15 protein-coding genes and 3 tRNA genes are annotated in these 18,244 nt (G+C 52.7%); all 18 read left to right on the forward strand.

Annotated features, from left to right (window positions below; translation table 11 throughout):
• Nucleotides 1-10: 10 nt before the first annotated feature.
• Nucleotides 11-1,234: a 2-oxoglutarate dehydrogenase complex dihydrolipoyllysine-residue succinyltransferase gene (odhB, locus tag AC6I8R_RS05830; RefSeq protein ID WP_208725025.1), complete on the forward strand. Its 1,224-nt coding sequence runs from the start codon at nucleotides 11-13 to the stop codon at nucleotides 1,232-1,234.
• 73 nt (nucleotides 1,235-1,307) lie between these two features.
• Nucleotides 1,308-2,474, forward strand: coding sequence for an ADP-forming succinate--CoA ligase subunit beta (gene sucC, locus AC6I8R_RS05835; protein ID WP_013508302.1), 1,167 nt, complete (start codon nucleotides 1,308-1,310; stop codon nucleotides 2,472-2,474).
• Nucleotides 2,474-3,349, forward strand: coding sequence for a succinate--CoA ligase subunit alpha (gene sucD / locus AC6I8R_RS05840; protein ID WP_021182416.1), 876 nt, complete (start codon nucleotides 2,474-2,476; stop codon nucleotides 3,347-3,349). Before sucC ends, sucD begins: the two co-directional genes overlap by 1 nt.
• 660 nt (nucleotides 3,350-4,009) lie before the next feature.
• Nucleotides 4,010-5,581 (forward strand): cytochrome ubiquinol oxidase subunit I, encoded by a 1,572-nt coding sequence (gene cydA, locus AC6I8R_RS05845; RefSeq protein WP_021182417.1) that lies wholly within the window; start codon nucleotides 4,010-4,012, stop codon nucleotides 5,579-5,581.
• 11 nt (nucleotides 5,582-5,592) lie between these two features.
• Complete coding sequence (gene cydB, locus AC6I8R_RS05850; protein WP_021182418.1) at nucleotides 5,593-6,732, forward strand: cytochrome d ubiquinol oxidase subunit II; 1,140 nt, start codon at nucleotides 5,593-5,595, stop codon at nucleotides 6,730-6,732.
• Between the two features lie 15 nt (nucleotides 6,733-6,747).
• Complete coding sequence (cydX, locus tag AC6I8R_RS05855; protein WP_013508306.1) at nucleotides 6,748-6,861, forward strand: cytochrome bd-I oxidase subunit CydX; 114 nt, start codon at nucleotides 6,748-6,750, stop codon at nucleotides 6,859-6,861.
• Nucleotides 6,861-7,154, forward strand: a complete 294-nt coding sequence (ybgE, locus tag AC6I8R_RS05860; RefSeq protein ID WP_208725026.1) for a cyd operon protein YbgE — start codon at nucleotides 6,861-6,863, stop codon at nucleotides 7,152-7,154. Before cydX ends, ybgE begins: the two co-directional genes overlap by 1 nt.
• A gap of 190 nt (nucleotides 7,155-7,344) precedes the next feature.
• Nucleotides 7,345-7,767, forward strand: a complete 423-nt coding sequence (gene ybgC / locus AC6I8R_RS05865) for a tol-pal system-associated acyl-CoA thioesterase (RefSeq protein ID WP_369700778.1) — start codon at nucleotides 7,345-7,347, stop codon at nucleotides 7,765-7,767.
• Nucleotides 7,764-8,450: a Tol-Pal system protein TolQ gene (gene tolQ / locus AC6I8R_RS05870; protein WP_013508309.1), complete on the forward strand. Its 687-nt coding sequence runs from the start codon at nucleotides 7,764-7,766 to the stop codon at nucleotides 8,448-8,450. The genes ybgC and tolQ overlap by 4 nt, the downstream gene beginning before the upstream one ends.
• Nucleotides 8,451-8,463: 13 nt before the next feature.
• The gene (gene tolR / locus AC6I8R_RS05875; protein ID WP_013508310.1) at nucleotides 8,464-8,892 is read left to right on the forward strand and encodes a colicin uptake protein TolR; all 429 of its coding nucleotides are present in this window, start codon (nucleotides 8,464-8,466) and stop codon (nucleotides 8,890-8,892) included.
• Nucleotides 8,893-8,917: 25 nt separating this feature from the next.
• Nucleotides 8,918-10,159: a cell envelope integrity protein TolA gene (tolA, locus tag AC6I8R_RS05880; protein ID WP_497832001.1), complete on the forward strand. Its 1,242-nt coding sequence runs from the start codon at nucleotides 8,918-8,920 to the stop codon at nucleotides 10,157-10,159.
• A gap of 116 nt (nucleotides 10,160-10,275) precedes the next feature.
• Nucleotides 10,276-11,571: a Tol-Pal system beta propeller repeat protein TolB gene (gene tolB, locus AC6I8R_RS05885; RefSeq protein WP_021182422.1), complete on the forward strand. Its 1,296-nt coding sequence runs from the start codon at nucleotides 10,276-10,278 to the stop codon at nucleotides 11,569-11,571.
• A 64-nt stretch (nucleotides 11,572-11,635) separates the two neighbouring features.
• On the forward strand, nucleotides 11,636-12,148 hold the full coding sequence (gene pal / locus AC6I8R_RS05890) for a peptidoglycan-associated lipoprotein Pal (RefSeq protein ID WP_013508313.1): 513 nt from the start codon (nucleotides 11,636-11,638) through the stop codon (nucleotides 12,146-12,148).
• Between the two features lie 9 nt (nucleotides 12,149-12,157).
• The gene (gene cpoB, locus AC6I8R_RS05895; RefSeq protein ID WP_036624451.1) at nucleotides 12,158-12,970 is read left to right on the forward strand and encodes a cell division protein CpoB; all 813 of its coding nucleotides are present in this window, start codon (nucleotides 12,158-12,160) and stop codon (nucleotides 12,968-12,970) included.
• A gap of 166 nt (nucleotides 12,971-13,136) precedes the next feature.
• Nucleotides 13,137-13,212, forward strand: a tRNA-Lys gene (locus AC6I8R_RS05900).
• 53 nt (nucleotides 13,213-13,265) lie between these two features.
• Nucleotides 13,266-13,341: transfer RNA gene (locus AC6I8R_RS05905), tRNA-Lys, on the forward strand.
• A 33-nt stretch (nucleotides 13,342-13,374) separates the two neighbouring features.
• Nucleotides 13,375-13,450, forward strand: a tRNA-Lys gene (locus AC6I8R_RS05910).
• A 424-nt stretch (nucleotides 13,451-13,874) separates the two neighbouring features.
• On the forward strand, nucleotides 13,875-18,131 hold the full coding sequence (locus AC6I8R_RS05915) for a rhamnan synthesis F family protein (RefSeq protein WP_497832002.1): 4,257 nt from the start codon (nucleotides 13,875-13,877) through the stop codon (nucleotides 18,129-18,131).
• Nucleotides 18,132-18,244: the final 113 nt, after the last annotated feature.

Here is an 18,244-nt window from a genome sequence, read left to right on the forward strand (position 1 = left end):
AGGAAAGATAATGAGTAGTGTAGATATTCTCGTTCCCGATTTGCCTGAATCCGTAGCGGATGCAACGGTAGCCACCTGGCATAAAAAACCCGGCGACGCGGTCAGTCGCGATGAAGTGATTGTCGAAATCGAAACCGACAAAGTGGTACTGGAAGTACCGGCTGCTGCCGACGGTGTTCTGGATGCGGTGCTTGAAGATGAAGGCGCAACCGTGACCTCACGTCAGATCCTGGGCCGTCTGAAGGAAGGCAACAGCAGCGGGAAAGAGACTACCGCGAAAGTGGAGAGCAAGGAGTCAACGCCAGCACAGCGTCAGACTGCTTCTCTGGAAGAAGAGAGCAATGACGCGCTCAGCCCGGCGATTCGCCGTCTGATCGCGGAGCACGACCTTGACGCCAGCCAGATCAAAGGCAGCGGCGTGGGCGGTCGTATCACCCGTGAAGATGTAGAAAAACATCTGGCGAAGAAACCGGAAGCTAAAGCCGCACCGGCTGCGCAGCCTGCTGCCGCTGCTGCGCCGACGGCGATTGCGAACCGCAGCGAGAAGCGTGTACCGATGACGCGTCTGCGTAAGCGCGTGGCTGAGCGTCTGCTGGAAGCGAAAAACAGCACCGCGATGCTGACGACCTTCAACGAAGTGAACATGAAGCCGATCATGGATCTGCGTAAGCAGTACGGCGATGCCTTCGAGAAGCGTCACGGCGTGCGTCTGGGCTTTATGTCTTTCTACATCAAAGCCGTGGTTGAAGCGCTGAAACGCTTCCCGGAAGTGAACGCGTCTATCGATGGCGAAGACGTGGTGTATCACAACTATTTCGACGTCAGCATCGCGGTATCAACCCCGCGTGGTCTGGTGACGCCAGTGCTGAAAGATGTTGATGCGCTGAGCATGGCTGACATCGAGAAGAAAATTAAAGAGCTGGCGGTAAAAGGCCGTGACGGCAAGCTGACCGTTGAAGAACTGACCGGCGGTAACTTCACCATCACCAACGGTGGGGTGTTCGGTTCGCTGATGTCCACGCCGATCATCAACCCACCGCAGAGTGCGATCCTGGGTATGCACGCTATCAAAGATCGTCCGATGGCAGTGAATGGTCAGGTTGTGGTGCTGCCAATGATGTATCTGGCGCTCTCCTATGATCACCGTCTGATCGATGGCCGCGAGTCTGTCGGCTATCTGGTGGCCGTGAAAGAGATGCTGGAAGATCCGGCGCGTCTGCTGCTGGACGTCTAATTTTCACCGGGCGCGTTCTTAAGGGCGCGCCCAACACTCATTAGTCTTTTCAGACCTGAATGGATAGAACATCATGAACTTACACGAATACCAGGCGAAACAGCTGTTTGCACGGTATGGTATGCCGGCACCGACTGGCTACGCCTGTACTACGCCACGCGAAGCAGAAGAAGCCGCCTCTAAAATTGGCGCAGGCCCGTGGGTAGTGAAATGTCAGGTTCATGCCGGTGGCCGCGGTAAAGCGGGCGGTGTGAAAGTGGTCAAGAGCAAAGAAGAGATCCGCGCCTTTGCAGAACACTGGCTGGGCAAACGTCTGGTGACCTATCAAACTGACGCCGAAGGCCAGCCGGTAAACCAGATTCTGGTTGAAGCCGCGACTGACATCGATCAGGAGCTGTACCTGGGTGCGGTCGTTGACCGTGCCAGCCGTCGCGTGGTCTTTATGGCCTCGACCGAAGGTGGTGTTGAGATCGAGAAAGTGGCGGAAGAGACCCCGCACCTGATCCACAAAATGGCACTCGATCCGTTGGCCGGTCCTCAGCCGTATCAGGGCCGCGAGCTGGCGTTCAAACTGGGCCTGACCGGTAAGCAAGTCAGCCAGTTCACCAAAATCTTTATGGGTCTGGCGACCATGTTCCTAGAGCGCGATCTGGCGCTGGTAGAGATCAACCCGCTGGTCGTTACCAAGCAGGGTGACCTGGTGTGCCTCGATGGCAAACTGGGTGCCGATGGCAACGCCCTGTTCCGTCAGCCGGAACTGCGTGAAATGCGTGACCCGAGCCAGGAAGATCCGCGTGAAGCTCATGCAACGCAGTGGGAACTGAACTACGTCGCGCTGGAAGGCAACATTGGCTGTATGGTCAACGGTGCCGGTCTGGCGATGGGTACCATGGACATCGTGAAACACCACGGTGGTCAGCCTGCAAACTTCCTTGATGTCGGCGGCGGCGCAACCAAAGAGCGCGTAACCGAAGCCTTCAAAATCATCCTGTCTGACGATGCGGTTAAAGCCGTATTCGTTAACATCTTCGGCGGCATCGTGCGTTGTGACCTGATCGCAGACGGCATCATCGGTGCAGTGGCAGAAGTGGGTGTCAACGTACCGGTGGTGGTACGTCTGGAAGGTAACAACGCCGAGCTGGGCGCTAAGAAACTGGCGGACAGCGGTCTGAACATCATTGCAGCAACCAGCCTGACAGACGCGGCACAGCGTGTTGTTGCTGCTGCGGAGGGTAAATAATGTCCATTTTGATCGACAAAAACACCAAAGTCATTTGCCAGGGTTTCACCGGTGGCCAGGGGACTTTCCACTCTGAGCAGGCGCTGGCCTATGGTACGCAGCTGGTTGGCGGTGTGACGCCGGGCAAAGGCGGCACCACCCATCTCGGTCTGCCGGTGTTTAACACCGTGCGCGAAGCGGTAGAAGCAACAGGCGCAACCGCCACCGTGATCTACGTTCCGGCTCCGTTCTGCAAAGACGGTATCCTGGAAGCGATCGATGCCGGTATCAAACTGATCATCACCATCACCGAAGGTATCCCGACGCTGGATATGCTGACCGTGAAAGTGAAGCTGGATGAAGCTGGTGTGCGCATGATCGGCCCGAACTGTCCGGGTGTGATCACCCCAGGCGAATGTAAAATCGGCATCATGCCGGGTCACATTCACCTGCCGGGCCGCGTAGGTATCGTGTCACGTTCTGGCACCCTGACCTATGAAGCGGTTAAGCAGACCACCGATATCGGTTATGGTCAGTCTACTTGTGTCGGCATCGGTGGTGACCCGATCCCGGGTTCTAACTTCATCGACATCCTGAAAATGTTCCAGGAAGACCCGCAGACCGAAGCGATCGTGATGATCGGTGAGATCGGCGGTAGTGCTGAAGAAGAAGCTGCTGCCTACATCAAAGAACACGTCACCAAGCCGGTTGTTGGTTACATCGCCGGTGTGACTGCGCCGAAAGGTAAACGTATGGGCCACGCCGGTGCAATCATTGCCGGTGGTAAAGGTACGGCGGATGAGAAATTCGCTGCACTGGAAGCGGCTGGCGTGAAAACCGTGCGCAGCCTGGCTGACATCGGTGACGCGGTGAAAGCGGTACTGCCTGCTAAATAAGTTTACGTTTTTGATCTAAGCCACCTGCGGGTGGCTTTTTTTATGTCCGTAGCCACTGAAAAAGTGGGGAAAAATCCTGCGCAGTGAAAATTGCCGTCTATGCTTACTTTGTCAGAAAGGTAAAGAAGGGCAAATTCGAAGGCGTTCTGTTTGAAAGTTAGGAAAGTCTTACCCGCCGCTTCGTTAAATTTTTATGGCAAAGGTAATTATTTTCTTAATTGCGTCATCGTCTCATGACAACTAATTAACAACCTGCCTAACAATACATATCTGGAAATTTTGTACGTTATCTCAGATCAATAAATGCTGAGATATAACAAACTTTACCGCTGGCAAAGCGCAGCGCAAACGGTATAAATTGCGCTACATCAATTCAATCATTTCCATGTTTTTTCAGGAGTTTGTGCCAGGCGTTGTTATATCAATTCTGTCGCCACCGCACTCTCGACTGTCGAAAACCGATTGTTGCGATGAGTTTTCAGGGCTTTTTCATCACAGTTACTCGCTCACTTCGGGCAGCAGATTACTCTGTTCTGTCGGTAACAAAACAAAACTGGAATCAATAATCAGTCGTTCCTGACTCTTATTCTGCACGTCAATGTCTGTCTTTTTACCGTTGTCGCCCGCAGAAGGAGTTCATGCGAGGAGCAAGGAGTCATCATGTTAGATATTGTCGAGCTGTCGCGTTTACAGTTTGCTCTGACGGCGATGTACCATTTCCTGTTCGTGCCATTAACGCTGGGTATGGCGTTTCTGTTGGCGATCATGGAAACCGTATACGTCCTGACGGGGAAACAAATTTATAAAGATATGACCAAATTCTGGGGCAAGTTGTTTGGTATCAACTTTGCCCTGGGTGTGGCGACCGGTCTGACCATGGAGTTTCAGTTCGGTACCAACTGGTCTTATTACTCACATTACGTCGGCGATATCTTTGGTGCGCCGCTGGCCATCGAAGGCCTGATGGCGTTCTTCCTTGAATCTACCTTTGTCGGCCTGTTCTTCTTCGGCTGGGATCGCCTCGGTAAGGTACAACACCTGACGGTGACCTGGCTGGTGGCGCTGGGTTCGAACATGTCAGCGCTGTGGATCCTCGTGGCGAACGGCTGGATGCAAAACCCGATTGCCTCTGAGTTCAACTTTGAAACCATGCGTATGGAGATGGTGAGCTTCTCCGAACTGGTGCTCAACCCGGTGGCACAGGTGAAATTCGTGCACACGGTGGCAGCCGGTTACACCGCAGGGGCGATGTTTATCCTCGGTATCAGCTCATGGTATCTGTTGAAAGGACGTGACATTGCTTTCGCTAAGCGCTCCTTCGCGATTGCCGCCAGCTTCGGTATGGCTGCGGTACTCTCCGTTATCGTACTGGGTGATGAATCCGGCTATGAAATGGGTGATGTGCAGAAAACCAAACTGGCTGCCATCGAAGCGGAATGGGAAACGCAACCTGCGCCTGCCTCCTTTACCTTGTTCGGTATTCCAGATCAGGACGCGCAGCAAAACAGATACGCTATCCAGATTCCTTATCTGCTCGGTTTGATAGCCACTCGTTCGGTGGATACGCCGGTTACCGGCCTGAAAGAGTTGCTGGCGCAGCATGAAGTGCGTATCCGTAACGGTATGAAGGCCTATGCGTTACTCAACGAATTGCGTGCAGGTAGCAAGGATCCGGCAGTGCGTACCGCTTTTGAGCAAAGCAAACAGGATCTCGGTTATGGCTTGCTGCTGAAGCGTTATACCCCGGACGTGGCTAACGCTACCGAAGCGCAGATTCAGAAAGCGACGGCGGACTCGATCCCTCGCGTCGCACCGCTCTATTTTGCCTTCCGTATCATGGTGCTGTGCGGCGTGCTGCTGCTGGCAATCATTGCGTTGTCGTTCCTGAGTGTGATCCGCAATCGCATCGGCAAGTGGCCGTGGCTGCTTAAAGCGGCACTGTACGGCATCCCACTGCCGTGGATCGCCATCGAATCAGGTTGGTTTGTCGCGGAATATGGTCGTCAACCTTGGGCGGTCGGTGAGGTGTTGCCGACGGCAGTGGCGAACTCTTCGCTGACCACTGGTGACGTGCTGTTCTCCATGATTCTGATATGCGGTCTGTACACCCTGTTCCTGGTGGCGGAGATGTATTTGATGTTCAAATTTGCCCGCCTTGGTCCAAGCAGCCTGAAAACGGGCCGCTACCACCATGAGCAGATTGGCTCATCGACTCAACCGGCGCGTGGATAAGGAGAGCTGCCATGTTTGATTATGAAGTGTTGCGATTTATCTGGTGGCTGCTGATCGGCATTCTGCTGGTTGGGTTTGCCGTCACTGAAGGTTTCGACATGGGGGTAGGGATGCTGGTCCGTATTATGGGCCGCACCGATACCGAACGTCGCGTAATGATCAACACCATTGCCCCGCACTGGGACGGTAACCAGGTGTGGCTGATCACCGCAGGTGGCGCGCTTTTCGCTGCCTGGCCGATGGTGTACGCCGCCGCATTTTCCGGCTTCTATGTCGCGATGATCCTGGTGCTGTCGTCACTGTTCTTCCGTCCGGTCGGTTTTGATTACCGCTCCAAGATTGAAGATGTGCGCTGGCGTGGCACCTGGGACTGGGGCATCTTTATCGGTAGCTTCGTACCGCCGTTAGTGATTGGCGTGGCATTCGGTAACCTGTTGCAGGGCGTACCCTTCCACGCTGACGAATACCTGCGTCTGTTCTATACCGGCAACTTCTTCCAGCTGTTAAATCCGTTTGGCCTGCTGGCTGGCGTGATCAGTGTGGCGATGTTCCTGGCGCAGGGCGCAACTTATCTGCAAATGCGTACCACTGGCGAACTGCATGTCCGTTCACGTTCTGTTGCGCAGATCTCCGCCTTAGTGATGATGGTGTGCTTCATTCTCGCTGGCGTGTGGGTGAAATACGGTATTGATGGTTATGTGGTGAAAAGCGTTATCGATCACCATGCGGCGTCTAATCCACTGGGTAAAGATGTGGTACGTGAAGCCGGAGCCTGGCTGGTGAACTTTGAGCAGACGCCGATCCTGTGGATCTTCCCGTTACTGGGTGTGCTGATGCCGCTGCTGACCATCCTGTGTTCGCGTGCTGAGAAGGGTGCCTGGGCATTTATCTTCTCTTCACTGACTCTGGCGGGTGTGATCATGACGGTAGGCATTGCGATGTTCCCGTTCATCATGCCATCCAGCACCGTGCCGGGCACCAGCCTGACCATGTGGGATGCAACCTCCAGTGCGCTGACGCTGAAAATTATGACCTTTGCGGCCATCGTGTTTGTGCCGATCATTCTGCTGTACACCACCTGGTGTTACTACAAAATGTATGGTCGCATCACCAAAGAACACATTGAGAGCAATACGCACTCCCTGTACTGATTAAGGAGAAAGAGCATGTGGTATTTTGCCTGGATACTTGGCACCCTGCTGGCTTGTTCGTTCGGTGTGATCGCGGCACTGGCGCTGGAGCGTGCGGAAGAAGCCGCAGCAAAGGGTGATAAAGCCTGATGCGCGGATTGTTTCAGACACTGTATCGTCTGATGGATAAGGGCCCGTTACGGGCCCTTTCACTATTGCTGGCCCTATGGTTGGCGGGGTGTGTGTTCTGGGATCCGTCGCGCTTCGCGGCGAAGACCAGCGCTCTCTCGGTCTGGCATGGACTGGTGCTGATTTGGGCGGTATGTACTGGCGTGATTCATGGTACCGGGTTCCGTCCTCAGCGCTTGCGTTGGCAAGCGTTGTTCACACCGTTACCGGCAATGGTCGTGTTGGCGGCGGGAATCATCTGGTTTTACCGTTAAGTCAACGATCAGGACGAATGTTGTCCTTTTTTTGTAGAAATTTCAGGCGCTGGTGTGAGGTTATGTCAGCGCCTGGTCAAGAAACCTGCCAAAATTCCTTCCGATTGTTACCGTGTGATAATTATTTTCTCGCGGCGTCAGCGGGCCATTCCCAAGCTGATCTCACTTGCGTATAGTAGCAACGTTTAAAATGATACCGGGATGTAGAGTGAGTACAACGCTGTTTCGCTGGCCGGTTCGGGTCTATTACGAAGACACCGACGCCGGTGGTGTGGTTTACCATGCCAGCTATATCGCTTTTTATGAACGAGCACGTACCGAAATGCTGCGCCAGCACCATTTCAATCAACAGACGTTGCTGGAACAGCAAATCTGTTTTGTGGTACGGCGTATGACGGTGGACTATCTTGCGGCAGCACGTCTTGACGATCTTCTGGAAATCCAGAGTGAAGTGACCTCAATGACGCGAGCCACCATGACGTTCTCGCAGCGTATCGTGAATAATGAAGGCAAAGTGCTCAATGAAGCAGAAGTCCTGATTGCCTGCATCAACCCACATCTAATGAAGCCGATTGCGCTTCCCAAGTCTATTGTCGCGGAGTTCAAGCAGTGACTGACATGAATATTCTTGATTTGTTCCTGAAGGCAAGCCTTCTGGTCAAACTTATCATGTTGATTTTGATCGGCTTTTCCATTGCCTCCTGGGCAATCATTATTCAGCGTACCCGCATTCTCAATGCTGCCGGGCGCGAAGCCGAAGCGTTTGAAGATAAATTCTGGTCAGGTATCGAGCTGTCTCGCCTGTATCAGGAGAGCCAGGGACGTCGTGACGAACTGAACGGCTCAGAGCAGATTTTCTATTCCGGTTTTAAAGAGTTCGCGCGCCTGCATCGCGCCAATAGCCACGCGCCAGAAGCGGTGGTGGAAGGTGCCAGCCGTGCCATGCGTATCTCGATGAACCGTGAACTGGAAGCGCTGGAAAACCACATTCCTTTCCTTGGCACCGTCGGTTCCATCAGTCCTTATATCGGTCTGTTTGGTACGGTGTGGGGGATTATGCACGCCTTTATCGCCCTCGGCGCGGTGAAGCAGGCTACCTTGCAAATGGTTGCGCCGGGTATCGCTGAAGCGCTGATCGCCACCGCAATCGGTCTGTTTGCCGCGATTCCGGCGGTCATGGCGTACAACCGTCTGAACCAGCGTGTGAATAAGCTGGAGCAGGGCTACGACAACTTTATGGAAGAGTTCACGGCTATCCTGCATCGTCAGGCTTTCTCCACCGACAATACGAAGTAAGTCGAGGTAAACGATGGCCAGAACCCGTGGTCGCGGACGCCGCGACCTTAAGTCGGAAATCAACATCGTTCCACTCCTGGACGTGCTGCTGGTGCTGCTGCTGATTTTTATGGCAACCGCGCCGATCATTACCCAAAGTGTGGAAGTGGATCTGCCGGATGCGACTGATTCAAAAACAGTTTCCAGCGATGATAATCCGCCGGTGATTGTCGAAGTTTCCGGGGTAGGGCAGTACAGCCTGGTGGTGGATCACGATCGTATGAACCAACTGCCTCCTGAGCAAGTGGTGAGCGAAGCGCAGCGCCGACTGGAAGCCAATCCGAAGACTGTTTTTCTGATCGGTGGTGCGAAAGATGTGCCTTACGACGAAATCATCAAGGCGCTTAACCTGCTGCATCAGGCTGGCGTGAAATCTGTCGGTTTGATGACGCAGCCGATTTAAAGCGAACCGTTTTTGGGAACCGAGAGTGTCGAAGGCAACCGAGCAAAACGAGAAGTTAAAACGCGCGATAATCATTTCGGTGATTCTGCACATCGTGTTGATCGCCTTGCTGATTTGGAGCTCGTTTAACGAAAAAATCGAATCCAGCGGCGGTGGCGGCGGTAGCGATATCGACGCGGTAATGGTCGACCCGGGTGCCGTGGTCGATCAATACAATCGTCAGCAGAATCAACAAAGCGATAGCAAGCGTGCCGAGCAGCAGCGCGAGAAACAGGCGCAGCAGCAGGCTGAAGAGTTGCAACAGAAGCAGGCCGCCGAACAACAGCGTCTGAAAGAGCTGGAGAAAGAGCGTTTGCAGGCGCAACAGGAAGCCAAAGAGCAGGCGAAACAGCAGGCCGAGCAGCAGAAAGCGGCTGAAGCGGCGGCAAAACAGGCGCAGGAAGAACAGAAAGCGGCTGAAGCGGCAGCGGCGAAAGCCAAAGCCGACGCCAAAGCGCAGGCCGATGCACAGGCAAAAGCGGCGGCAGAAGCTCAGGCGAAAGCCGCTGCTGAAGCGAAACAGGCAGCGGCTGAAGCGAAGAAACAGGCTGAGCAAGAGGCGAAAGCGGCAGCAGCCGAAGCGGCGAAAGAGAAAGCGGCGCAGGAAGCGAAAGCAGCGGCTCAGGCGAAAGCCAAAGCGCAGGCCGCGGCCGATGCCAAGGCAAAAGCCGCGCAGGAAGCCAAAGAGAAAGCGGCTGAAGACGCGAAAGCTAAGGCTGCGGCTGAGGCGAAAGAAAAAGCCGAAGCAGCAGCGAAAGCGAAGGCGGATGCCGCGGCGAAAGCCAAAGCAGCAGCTGACGCGAAGAAGAAAGCAGCTGCCGAAGCGGCGAAGAATGAAAACGCTGTTGATGATCTGCTGGGTGGTCTTTCATCCGGTAAGAATGCACCGAAAAGCGGGAACGCTTCCGGTGGCGGGGCTGCGGCTGGACAAGGTAATCAGAAGAAAGCCGGTGCTTCAGGAGCCGAAATTAACTCCTATATGGGCCAGGTTGTGGCAGCAATTCAGAGCCGTTTCTATGATGCTGATTCCTACAAAGGTAAAGAGTGTAACCTGCGCATCAAGCTGGCTCCGGATGGCTTGCTGATTGATGTGAGGGCGGAGGGTGGCGATCCTGCGTTGTGTCAGGCGGCAGTCTCGGCAGCGAAACAGGCACGCATACCGAAGCCACCTTCACAGGCGGTGTATGAGGTGTTCAAAAACGCACCAATGGATTTCAAACCTCAGTAATGCAGTAACATACGGCAGGTTGAACTAAGGTTAGCTTGCCGTATTCTATGAGTACCCGTGTTTTTTCAGGAACAGTGCGAATTATCATGAACTCAGGTTCAGATAAGGGAGAAAAGATGAAGCAGGCACTTCGTGTAACCTTAGGTTTTTTTGTACTGCTGTGGGCGGCCATGCTGCACGCGGAAGTACGCATTGAAATTACGCAGGGCGTGAATACCGCACGTCCTATTGGTGTGGTTCCTTTCCAGTGGGCCGGTCCGGGCGCTGCACCAGAAGATATTGGTGGCATCGTCGCAGCAGACTTGCGTAACAGCGGTAAATTCAATCCGCTGGATCGCTCACGTCTGCCGCAGCAGCCTACCAGCGCACAGCAGGTTCAGCCTGCCGCCTGGAGCGCACTGGGTATCGACGCTGTCGTGGTAGGTCAGGTCACCCCGAATGCCGATGGCAGCTACCAGATCGCTTACCAACTGGTGGATACCGGTGGTGCACCGGGCACGGTACTGGCGCAGAACTCTTACAAAGTGACGAAGCAGTGGCTGCGTTATGCCGCACACACTGCCAGTGACGAAGTGTTTGAGAAGCTGACCGGTATCAAAGGTGCCTTCCGTACCCGTATCGCGTACGTGGTACAGACCAACGGTGGTCAGTTCCCGTATGAACTTCGCGTTTCTGATTACGATGGTTACAACCAGTTTGTGGTGCATCGTTCGCCGGAACCGCTGATGTCACCGACCTGGTCGCCGGACGGCAGCAAACTGGCTTATGTGACCTTTGAAAGCGGTAAATCTGCGCTGGTAGTGCAGACGCTGGCAAACGGTGCGATTCGCCAGGTGGCTTCTTTCCCGCGCCACAACGGTGCGCCAGCCTTCTCGCCGGATGGTTCTAAACTGGCATTTGCCCTGTCTAAAACCGGTAGCTTGAATCTGTACGTGATGGACCTGGGTTCAGGTCAGATTCGTCAGATTACCGATGGGCGTTACAACAGCACCGAACCCACCTGGTTCCCGGATAGCCAGACCCTGGCTTACACCTCGGATCAGGCCGGTGCGCCACAGATTTACAAAATTGGCATTAACGGCGGTGCGCCACAACGTATTACCTGGGAAGGTTCACAGAACCAGGATGCGGATGTGTCTGCCGACGGTAAAACAATGGTGATGATCAGCAGCGCCGGTGGTGCTCAGCATGTCGCCAAACAGGATCTGGAAACGGGAGCCGTTCAAACGTTAACGGACACGTTCCTGGATGAGACGCCAAGTCTGGCTCCTAACGGCACGATGGTAATCTATAGCTCTACTCAGGGGATGGGTTCCGTGTTGCAGTTGGTTTCAACCGATGGGCGTTTCAAAGCGCGTCTTCCGGCAACTGATGGACAGGTAAAATCACCTGCCTGGTCGCCGTATCTGTGATGCATCAATCCCCTGCTGAGGTGGGGGATCATATGTATGGCAAACAAAATAATAGGATAAAGAAATGCAACTGAACAAAGTGCTGAAGGGTTTGATGCTGGCTCTGCCGGTTATCGCAGTGGCTGCATGTAGCTCTCACAAAAACAACAACAACGACCAGACTGGTATGGGTGCTGATGGCGCTTACGGTTCTGGCCAGAACGGTAACATGTCTTCTGACGAGCAGGCACGTCTGCAAATGCAGCAGCTGCAGCAGAACAACATCGTTTACTTCGGTCTGGACAAGTATGACGTGCAGTCTGAGTACGCTCAGATGCTGGATCAGCACGCTGCTTTCCTGCGTAGCAACCCGTCTTACAAAGTGACCATCGAAGGTCATGCGGATGAGCGCGGTACGCCGGAATACAACATCGCCCTGGGCGAGCGTCGTGCTAACGCAGTGAAAATGTACCTGCAGGGTAAAGGCGTGTCAGCTGATCAGATGTCTATCGTATCTTACGGTAAAGAGAAGCCGGCAGTTCTGGGTCACGACGAAGCGGCTTACGCTAAAAACCGTCGTGCCGTTCTGGTTTACTAAGATAATCACATGATGAGTAACTTCAGACTTCATCTCTTGAGTCTGTCGTTACTGGTTGGTGTAGCGGCCCCCTGGGCCGCTAATGCCCAGGCGTCAATCAGTAGCGTTGGCTCAGGCTCGGTCGAAGACCGTGTCACCACTCTTGAACGAATCTCCAATGCCCAGGCTCAGCTTTTGCAGCAGTTGCAGCAGCAGATGAGTGACAATCAAAGCGATATTGATTCGCTGCGCGGGCAAATTCAGCAGAACACTTATCAGCTTAATCAGGTGATTGAGCGCCAGAAGCAGATCTACCAACAGATTGACAGTTTGAGCAGCGGTAATAATGGTGCTCAGGCCAGCGGTGGTGGTGATGCAGCGGCAGCCGCCGGTGGTGCTGATGCCGGTGCTGCCACCGCAGCCGCAGGTAGCAGTGACAGCGCAGCAACCGCAGCGCCGACACAAAGCGGTGATGCCAACAGCGACTACAATGCCGCTGTAGCGCTGATTCTGGAGAAGAAGCAGTACGATCAGGCCATTACTGCGTTGCAGGCATGGGTGAAGCGTTATCCTGATTCGACTTACCAGCCCAATGCCAATTACTGGCTGGGGCAGTTGTTTTACAACAAGGGCAAAAAGGACGATGCGGCCTATTATTTTGCCACTGTGGTAAAAAACTACCCGAAATCGCCGAAAGCCGCAGAAGCGTTGTTTAAGGTTGGGGTGATCATGCAGGAGAAGAACGACACGGCGAAAGCCAAGGCGGTCTACCAGCAAGTGATCAAACAATTCCCAAACAGCGAATCGGCAAAGCTGGCGCAGAAACGTCTCGCCGGGTTGTAATTTGTGCAGCACAGACCGGATTTCGTGTGATTTCTGGTCTGGCCGCATGAAAGGTAAGCAATTGAGTGATTTGGTGGAAAATAAGGGTTGCGCTACCCCGCTAAATCAGTAATATATGCCGCCGTTGCCGGGACATATCTTAACAAGTATCGGCAGCGCTGAAGATGGGTCGTTAGCTCAGTTGGTAGAGCAGTTGACTTTTAATCAATTGGTCGCAGGTTCGAATCCTGCACGACCCACCATCTCAACCTCTAATCGGTTCAGTGTTTTCTTCAGTTTGCTTCACAACCACGATGGGTCGTTAGCTCAGTTGGTAGAGCAGTTGACTTTTAATCAATTGGTCGCAGGTTCGAATCCTGCACGACCCACCATCTGGTCACTCTGGTTGTAAGCCCTCATCGAGCGGGTCGTTAGCTCAGTTGGTAGAGCAGTTGACTTTTAATCAATTGGTCGCAGGTTCGAATCCTGCACGACCCACCAATATTGCTTCCTGGGATATTTGATAATATCCGGGGAAATAAGAAAACCGCCTCTCTGTTTCAGAGAGGCGGTTTTTTTTCATCTTGATGAATTCCATGCCTGATAGTTCAGCATTTTGTCTGCGAATGTGCGGCAATTTTTCGGAGAAAAATCTAAATTTCAGATGACACTATTGCGTTAGAGAACCTGGGCAAACATACTATTTAACCACCGCATTATCATCATTCTCGATGTATTCACTGTGAACACAGGCGCTGCCAGCCAGGCGACGCTGGCGATGTCCCCGGTCAGTCTCCATGTTCCGGGACGGAACATTAGCGAAGAATCAGTCTGCTCCCAGTCTTGGTAATGCTGGATATATAAGATGATTCTTATACGAAATGGGATTATGCTGAAGCCGTTGTAAGTGTCTTTGGGAAAAAAAATGAACTCGACTGAAAAAGAATTCAATACAGTAAAGGAATTCAAAAACGCTTCGAATACCTCTGCAGAAATTAAGATTGGAATTGGTGGGAACTCCGCATACCCGGATTTGACCATGAATGCGATTGCGTTCATGCAACCAACGGAGCTTACCCAATCAGCCTGGCTTGAACATATCCCCTTTGCTTTTTGGCTGACCAATGCCCACAAACCGCGCGTTCTGGTTGAGCTGGGCACACATTATGGCTCATCGTATTTTGCATTCTGCCAGGCAATTGAACAGCTGCGTTTACCTACTCGAAGTTACGCCATCGATGCCTGGAAAGGTGATGAGCATGCCGGCTTTTATGGCGAAAACGTCTATGGCTCGGTGCATGCTCACAATACTCGTTTCTACTCACGCTTCTCTACACTCATGCGCACCACCTTTGATGAAGGGGCTAACTTCTTCAAAGAGGATGAAATCGATCTGCTACATATCGATGGATACCATACTTACGAAGCCGTGAAACACGACTTTGACACCTGGCTGCCGAAACTCTCCAGTCGTGGGGTGGTTATTATTCATGACAGCAACGAGCGTAAGGGGGACTTTGGCGTTTTCCGCTTTGTTGAGGAGTTAAGACACACCTATCCCTGTTTCGAATTTGCCCACGGTCATGGTTTAACGATAGTGGGGGTGGGGGCTGAGCAAACCGCAGCATTACAACGCTTGTTTGCAGCCGATAACGATGAAACGCAACTCCGTAACGTTCAGGAAGTGTTTGCCCGTCTGGGGAAAGCTTGCCTTGATGAATATAGTGTACGTTCGTTAAAAACAACGATTGGGGCTGCCCAAAGCGAGCGCGATCGCTCGGTTAAGGAAGTGGAGCAACTCCGCCAGCGAATTGCGGAAGCAGAAGTAACGATATCTCAGCAAAAGGAACAGTTCCGCATGCGGATTATGGAAAATGACAACGCCAGAGAACGGACAGATGCAAAAACCGCTGCGCAAATTGTGGAATTAGAGGCTTCTCTGTCGCGGGCTACACAACAACTGGTGCTGCGCAGACAAGAAAATGAGATGTTACTCGCTGAAGCCAGAAAGGCGGCTGAATCGCTGGCACTGGCCACTCAGGAGCTTGCGTTCAAAAATGAGGATATCAGAATCATTCTGAACTCCTCCTCATGGCGTATCACTGCGCCTGTGCGTGCTACGAAACGCGCGCTGCGTCGTGTATTACGACGGACAAAAAACACGCTACTGCGACGTCAATCTGCTGCTCCAGGAATGCCTGAGCAACAGGTTCAGGTCGATCGCGAATGGTATCTGCAAACCTATCCAGATGTATTGGGGTCGGGTGTCGAGCCAGAAGAACATTACCAGAACTACGGTAAGCACGAAGGTCGCTATCCTACCCAAAATGCCTTTCTGCAGGCTGAGGTGCCAGATTTCGATGCAGAATGGTATCTCGATACCTACACCGACGTTGCCCGCGCGCAGATATCTGCGGTGTACCATTACATTACGCATGGACGTCAGGAAGGACGATTTTCTTCATTAGCCAGGCTGGTCGCGCAGGATCTGGATATTCCGTGGTATCTGGAAACCTATCCTGATGTTGCTGCATCAGGTATGGACCCGTTCGAACATTTTCTTCTGTATGGCCATACCGAAGGGCGTCAGCCGAGTGCAACGCCGCGCATGTTAGAAGCACCGTTCTTCCGCTATGGGCCTTCAGAATATGGTGCTAAAGGAAGGACGTTATTGATTGACGCCCCAGTGCAATTGAATGAAGGTTTCTCGCGCACCATTGGTGTCCATCTGCACTTGTATTATGTCGATCTGGCCGATGAATTTATCAAACATTTGAATACCATCCCGACAGGCTTTGATCTGTTTATTTCGCTGCCTCGTGGCAAGCATAATGTCGAAGAGTGCGAGCGCAAATTCCGTACGGGTATTAAAACGCTTAAAAAATTAATCATCCGGGAAACAGAAAATAAAGGGAGAGATATTTATCCGTTTATTGTTGAGTTTGGTCCGGAATTGCTTTCCTACGAACTTATTCTTCATATTCACTCGAAGAAATCGCCACAAGCGTTATCAAAAGGATGGCGTCGTTTCCTGCTGCATTACACGCTGGGCAGTGAGTCTATTACGACACAAATCCTGAATTCATTTGATAACGATCCGAAATTAGGTGTGTTATTCCCGGCTTATTTCTACGGGGTGACACGTCAACCTAATTGGGGAGGCAATCGTGAGATAGTTAAGGAACAGCTGGCACGTCTGGGCTTCACCTATGACATGACCTATTGTCCGGACTATCCGGCAGGATCGTTCTTCTGGTCGCGTTCTGATGCATTGCGCCCACTGCTCAATGGTGAATACCGTCTGGAAGATTTTGACGAAGAGGAAGGACAGTATGACGGTACGCTGGCACATGGTTTTGAGCGCCTGTTTGGTACGGTCCCGCTGTTGCAGAATTACACGACAACTATGCGTTTCGTCGATAGGGACTTCCGTCTGATCAACTACTTTGATCGAGCGCGTTTAGCTGATTCTGAGTCTGGTAGTTTCCCGCAATTGGTGCGTGACCGTCACGCGGATATCGAAGCTTACCAGCGTGCCGTTCAGGCGAGGGGCGGTCGGAAACCACGTATTGCATTGGTTACCGCCATTATTGGGCCTTTTGATGCGTTACTGCTGCCCAAATGCCTTGAAAGCGATGTCGATTACCACTGTTTTTCTGATTCGGTCACCGATGGTTACGGTGTGTTCCAGATGCATCTTCCGCCTTATATTGATGCCGATCCTCGCCGCTCAGCGCGATATATTAAGACTAATTTGCTGAAATATATCGAAAACTATGATTATGTCATCTGGATCGACGCCAACGTTGAGCTGAATGTCCCGGTTTCCGATCTGGTGGAACGCGTGGCGTTATCTGAACGGCAGATTGGCGCGATTAAACATCCGATCCGCGACACCTGGCTGGAAGAAGCTGAAGAGATCCTGGCGCTGGAGCTTGATGATCCGTCAGCAGTCAGCGAGCAGATTGGCCGTTATAAAGCCATTGATGAGCTGAGTCTTATTCCGCTGATCGAAAGCAATGTGCTGGTGCTGGATGCGCGCGAGCAGGCGGTGCATAACTTCATGAAACTGTGGTGGAACGAGATCAACACCTACAGCCGTCGTGATCAGATCAGTATAAGTTATGCGTTGAACGCATCTGGCGTCACCTGGTATCCGTTGCTGGAAGATAATCAATCGGTGCGTGACTCTGACGAGTTTGCACTGTACGAGCATGGTTTGAACCAATGGGGACCGCAGCCGCATATCTACGCAAGCTGGCATACCCCGGCCTCAGAACCGGTAGTTGATATCAGTTACACGTCTGCTGACAAGGACGCGCAACCGCAGAAATCTCTCGATCTTGATGTTGTGGTCTGTGTTCACAACGCACTGGATGATGTGCGTGCGTGCCTGGCATCTCTGGATGAAGCATTGCAGGGACGAGGAAATATCATTCTGGTCGATGATGCCTCCGCTAAAGAGACCGAGCAATTTCTCGCGGAATTTGCCGTTGCCAAAGGCGCCAAATTGATCAGACAGGAAGTTCGACTGGGTTACACCAAGACAGCCAATAATGGTGTGCGCGGTGGTTCCAGCCGCAATGTGTTGTTGCTTAACAGTGACACTATCGTTCCCGCAGGTGCGTTAGAAAAACTGTGTCATGCGCTGGATAGCCAACCAAACCTTGGCGTAGTGGGGCCACTTTCCAATGCGGCAAGTACCCAATCCGTGCCTTCTATCAAGGGCACCGCAACGCAAACGGCAATTAACGCACTGCCGGACGGCCTGACTCCGGCGGATATTGATCACTTCTTCGAGACACGCTGGGATCGTCAGTTGGTGCGCGTACCATTGGTACATGGTTTCTGTTTCGCGGTTAAGCGTGAAGTGTTTGATGCAATAGGTCTGTTCGACGAAAAAAGCTTCCCACACGGCTATGGCGAGGAGAATGATTTCTGTTTCCGCGTGTCGGATGCCGGTTTCGATCTGGCTGTCCTCACCAACACTTACATCTACCATGCAAAATCAAAGAGCTACGCCAGTGATGAGCGCACCCGACTGATGGATGAAGGGATGCAGGCACTGATCCGTAAGTACACTCGCCAGAGGATTGAGCGTTCAGTGGCGACCATGAACGCCCAGCCGAAGCTGGAACTGGCGCGTGAGCAGGCACAAACGCTGTATGATGAACATGCCTGAATGTTAACGTAATTATTGGCTAAACAAGGCGCCCTGAGGGCGCCTTTTAGTTTTTTTGTAGGGGTAACGGTGCCAGGGGTATCACTCTGTAAACCGTAGCGGCGCGATTTATC

The organism is Pantoea sp. X-Soil-OKNW-713 (assembly GCF_059730685.1).

Excerpts from the sequence above, each read along its gene's own strand:
- odhB (WP_208725025.1), top strand. The coding sequence starts at position 11 with ATGAGTAGTGTAGATATTCTCGTTCCCGATTTGCCTGAATCCGTAGCG.
- sucC (WP_013508302.1), top strand. The coding sequence starts at position 1,308 with ATGAACTTACACGAATACCAGGCGAAACAGCTGTTTGCACGGTATGGT.
- sucD (WP_021182416.1), top strand. The coding sequence starts at position 2,474 with ATGTCCATTTTGATCGACAAAAACACCAAAGTCATTTGCCAGGGTTTC.
- cydA (WP_021182417.1), top strand. The coding sequence starts at position 4,010 with ATGTTAGATATTGTCGAGCTGTCGCGTTTACAGTTTGCTCTGACGGCG.
- cydB (WP_021182418.1), top strand. The coding sequence starts at position 5,593 with ATGTTTGATTATGAAGTGTTGCGATTTATCTGGTGGCTGCTGATCGGC.
- cydX (WP_013508306.1), top strand. The coding sequence starts at position 6,748 with ATGTGGTATTTTGCCTGGATACTTGGCACCCTGCTGGCTTGTTCGTTC.
- ybgE (WP_208725026.1), top strand. The coding sequence starts at position 6,861 with ATGCGCGGATTGTTTCAGACACTGTATCGTCTGATGGATAAGGGCCCG.
- ybgC (WP_369700778.1), top strand. The coding sequence starts at position 7,345 with ATGATACCGGGATGTAGAGTGAGTACAACGCTGTTTCGCTGGCCGGTT.
- tolR (WP_013508310.1), top strand. The coding sequence starts at position 8,464 with ATGGCCAGAACCCGTGGTCGCGGACGCCGCGACCTTAAGTCGGAAATC.
- tolB (WP_021182422.1), top strand. The coding sequence starts at position 10,276 with ATGAAGCAGGCACTTCGTGTAACCTTAGGTTTTTTTGTACTGCTGTGG.
- pal (WP_013508313.1), top strand. The coding sequence starts at position 11,636 with ATGCAACTGAACAAAGTGCTGAAGGGTTTGATGCTGGCTCTGCCGGTT.
- cpoB (WP_036624451.1), top strand. The coding sequence starts at position 12,158 with ATGATGAGTAACTTCAGACTTCATCTCTTGAGTCTGTCGTTACTGGTT.
- AC6I8R_RS05915 (WP_497832002.1), top strand. The coding sequence starts at position 13,875 with ATGAACTCGACTGAAAAAGAATTCAATACAGTAAAGGAATTCAAAAAC.